Source organism: Rhizobacter sp. P3_B12 (genome assembly GCF_056402895.1).
The window spans coordinates 1-3,849 of the sequence record NZ_JBFUGN010000595.1 but is presented as its reverse complement, the minus strand read 5'-3'; the positions used below and the strand labels follow the sequence as shown (position 1 = coordinate 3,849).

Here is a 3,849-nt window from a genome sequence, read left to right as displayed (position 1 = left end):
GCGTCATGGCCTGGCAATGGAATCCTCCGGGCCGCCATCCGGGCCGGTCGGCTGCGACCACTGCCGCGGCGCTGGCCGCGCTCCTCGTCACCTACAGCGGCGTCCTCGTCGCGAAAGAGGTGTCGAACCTGAAAGCCGCAGGCGCCTGGTTCGTCGGCGCGGGGCTGGACGAACGGCCGGCCCTCGGCTTCTTCGCGACGGCCTCCCTCGATCCCCAGTGGGGCGTGGCGGCCACCGACACCACGGCGTTCCGGCGCGAGAGCCTGAAGCTGCTCTCGGCGGAGGCCCATCCCGATCCCAAGCCCGGTCCCAAGCCGGCCGACATCGTCGTCTTCCTGCAGGAAAGCCAGTTCAATCCGGCGACTCTCGCAGGCTGCTCCGCATCGCTGTGCGGCATGGAGGCCTTCGCCGCCGCCAGCAGCACGATCGCGCATGGGCCGCTGCAAGTGCATGTCTTTGGCGGCAGCACCTGGCTCTCGGAGTTCGCGTTCGCGACGGGTGTGCCCCACGACGCGTTCGGGCCCGCGGGCGAGTTCGCATCGTTCAGCGTCGCGCCGCACGTCCACCGCTCGTTCGTGCGCTCGCTGAAGGCGGCCGGCTATCGCACCGTCGCGCTGTACCCGACACGCGGCGGCATGATGAATGGCCGCATCGCGTATGCCGGCTACGGCTTCGACGAGTTCCTCGACGCGGCCGAGCTGGGCCTGCCCGAGGCCTGGGGCACGCCGGATGCGCTGGTGCATGAAGCCGCGCGGCGCGTCCTGGCGACCAAGCGCCAGCGCGACCAGCCGGTGTTCCTCTTCGCGCTCACGATCTTCAACCACGCCGAGCATGGCGTCGAGATGGACCGGGTGCCGGCCGGGCTTCGCGCCGCAGCGGCCAGGGATTTCAACTCCGCAGACGAAGCCCGCAGCGTCGCCGACTACGTGTGGCGCAGCCGGGAGTTCGAACGCGAGCTGAAACTCACCCGCGAAGCGGTTCTCGGCAACGCGCAAAGGCCCGCGGTGCTCGCCTGGTTCGGAGACCATCAGCCGCCGTTCGCCAACGCGATCACGCTGCGGGATCGCATGCGATCGCTGCCGACGGAGACCGGCACGGTGCCCGCCAGGTTCCAGACCTGGTACGAGGTCTCGAGCAACCGGCCCGAGCGGGTGCCGCCACAGGCGCCGCGCGCACTCGACCTCGTGTTCCTGCCCGGCCTGCTCGCACAGGCCGCCGGCGCGCCCCTCGACGATTGGCTGGCCGCCAACATCTCGGCACGAACCCAGTGCGCCGGGCTGCTGGAGGCCTGCCGCGTACCCGGTGTGCGCGCGGCCTACCTGTCGTACCTGTGGGGCGATCTGAAGGAGTTCGAGCTCCCCTGAGCCGCCCGATCAACACTGCGGAGACCGACCATGACCGAGCCAGCATCGTCAACGCCGACAGCACAGGCATCCGCGCGTGCGCAGTGGGACCAGGCGGCCGCCGGCTGGGATGCGCACGAGCCGCAGATCCGCGCCTGGCTCGCCCGCGCGACCGAAGGCATGCTCGACATGGCCGGCATCGGCCCCGGCTCGCGCGTGCTCGACGTGGCCGCCGGTGCTGGCGGCCAGACGCTGGACACCGCTGAACGGGTCGGTGCGACCGGTCACGTGCTCGCCACCGACCTGTCGCCGGCGATCCTGGCACTGGCACAGGCCAACGCCGCACGCGCCGGCCATGCCAACGTGCAGACGCAGGTGGCCGATGGCCAGGATCTCGGCGTCGAGCCGGCCAGCTTCGACGCGGTCGTGTGCCGCCTCGGCCTGATGCTGTTTCCCGATCCGCTGCGCGCGCTGCGCGAGATGCACCGGGCGCTTCGCCCCGGCGGCGCTGCCTGCACCGTGGTGTTCTCGCAGGCGGATCGCAACCCGTGCATCACGATGCTGCTGTCGACGGCGTTGAAGCACGCCGGCCTGCCGCCGCGCGACCCGTACGCACCCGGCAGCCTGCTCAGCCTGGGCCAGCCCGGTCGCATCGACGCGCTGTTCTCTGCTGCGGGATTCGAGGCGGTGGCGACGACCCGGATCGATGCCCCCTTCCAGATGCCGTCGGTCAGGGCGTACATCGAGTTCCTGCGCAGCTCGGCGAGCCCGATCAACCAGATCCTCGGCCGCCTCRACGAGGCCGCAGCAGGCGCCGCGTGGGCCGAGATGGAAGACAGGCTGTCGGCCTTCACGACCTCCACTGGCTGGGCAGGGCCGAACGAACTGTTGCTGACCGCCGGCCGTCGTGCCGGGCCTTGAATCACCCAGCGCGGGCTCTGCAGCTACAGCAACCCATCCAGCACCGCCCGCCAGGCGACACCCAGCTTCTTGTAGCCCTCGCGCGTCGGGTGGATCTCGTTCTGCCAGTCCCCCGACACGCCTTCGGCCGTGGGCTCCGCCGGCACCAACCCCGCCGCCTGCGTGTCGACGACCACCAGCGTATCGGCCGGGTCYGCCGCCAGGTGCGCATCCACCAGGCCGCGCAGCAGCCGATCCAGCCGCTGCATCAACTCGGCCGCCACGGCACCCCAGTCGTCGATCGGCACCTCGAAGGCTGCCAACGCCGGCTGCAGCCACGGCCCGCTGACGAAGCCCGCGCCACTCGGCCTCGGCATGATCGGCGCGTAGTTGTGCAGCACGGTCGGCGTGTGCCAGTTCTGCCCCGAGGCGCGCTCGGCGATGAACCACGCGAAGACCTCGCCCAGGTGTTGCTCGAAGGTGTGCCAGCCGTCCTCGCTGAGGTAGCCCACCGCATCGGCCGGCACGGCCGCGCGCTCGTCGGCGCGCAGCAGGAGCCGCCGGTCGCGCGGCGCATCGGGGCCGACCGACGCGGCATCGATCAGGTCGTTGCCGCCGCCCGACAGCAGGATCGCATCCCATTGGAACGACGACGGCCCGCGCAGCAGCCGCAGGAACATCGTCTCCGACAGCGAGTCGGCCATGTGCGCGAGCGTCTTGCTCGGCCGCGCGCAGTTGACGATCACCGTCGCCTGCGAAAGCCACAGCTCGGCCAGCACGTTGCTCGTGAGCCCCGGCGGAATCGAGCCGATCGAGAACCACGAATCGCCCTGCGCCAGGCACTGGCGGTCGAACAGGTCGAACGGGAACAGGCCGGTGTCGCCCTGCCCATAGGCCGCTGCCGGGGCAATGATCTGGGCGCGAAAGTCGGTGCTCATGGAGGCTCCTTGCGGGCGCTGGAGTCCCGGTGTACTCCAATTACCGCGGAACCGTCGACCGGAAACGCATGCGCGTACAGCTGCACCAGCCAATCGACGAACACCCGCACCCGCGGCGAGAGCTGGCGCCGGTAGGGATAGAGCGCCGACAGGGGTATCGACGGGCTGGGCCACGCCTGCAGCAGCTCCACCAGGCGACCCGCCTTCAGGTCCTCGTCCACGTGGAAGCGCGGCAATTGAACGATGCCGCAGCCGCGCCGGGCACACAGCGCGTAGTTCTCGGCGTCGTTGACGCTGACCCAGCCACGCAGCGAGTAATCCTTCGCCACGCCGTCGATCAGCAGTGTCAACGGATAGTCGATGCCACCGGTGCTCGAGAAGAATCGCACCATCTGGTGGTCGGCCAGTTCGTCGGGATGGCGCGGCGTGCCGAAGCGGGCCAGGTAGTCGGGGCTGGCGCACAGCACTTGCGGCAGCACGGCAAGCCGGCGCGCGATGAGGCTGGAATCGCGCAGCTGGCCGGCACGCACGACGCAATCGACGCCCTCGCGCACGAGATCCACCAGCCGGTCTCCGCTGCTGATGACGAGCTCGATGTCGGGATAGCGGCTGCGGAAGTCGTTGATCTGCGGCAGCACGATCAGCATCGCATGGGTGCCGTGCAGGTC

General features: G+C 70.2%; 4 protein-coding genes. 2 read left to right on the top strand and 2 right to left on the bottom strand.

Annotation, left to right across the window (positions count from 1 at the left end; genetic code table 11):
* Together AC1D01_RS24385 and AC1D01_RS24380 are read left to right on the top strand one after the other, a co-directional pair.
* Positions 1-1,364 (top strand): sulfatase-like hydrolase/transferase (locus AC1D01_RS24385; RefSeq protein WP_477870946.1); only part of this gene is annotated, 1,364 nt, incomplete at its 5' end.
* Between the two features lie 30 nt (positions 1,365-1,394).
* Positions 1,395-2,264 carry a class I SAM-dependent methyltransferase gene (locus tag AC1D01_RS24380; protein ID WP_477870944.1) on the top strand — a complete coding sequence of 290 codons (870 nt, stop codon included), beginning with the start codon at positions 1,395-1,397 and terminating at the stop codon, positions 2,262-2,264.
* A gap of 23 nt (positions 2,265-2,287) precedes the next feature.
* Here AC1D01_RS24380 and AC1D01_RS24375 read toward each other — a convergent pair whose 3' ends face one another.
* Positions 2,288-3,181, bottom strand: a complete 894-nt coding sequence (locus AC1D01_RS24375; RefSeq protein ID WP_477870942.1) for a hypothetical protein — start codon at positions 3,179-3,181, stop codon at positions 2,288-2,290.
* Positions 3,178-3,849, bottom strand: a 672-nt coding sequence (locus AC1D01_RS24370) for a LysR substrate-binding domain-containing protein (protein WP_477870940.1), incomplete at its 5' end; no start/stop codon positions are given. The genes AC1D01_RS24375 and AC1D01_RS24370, both read right to left, overlap by 4 nt.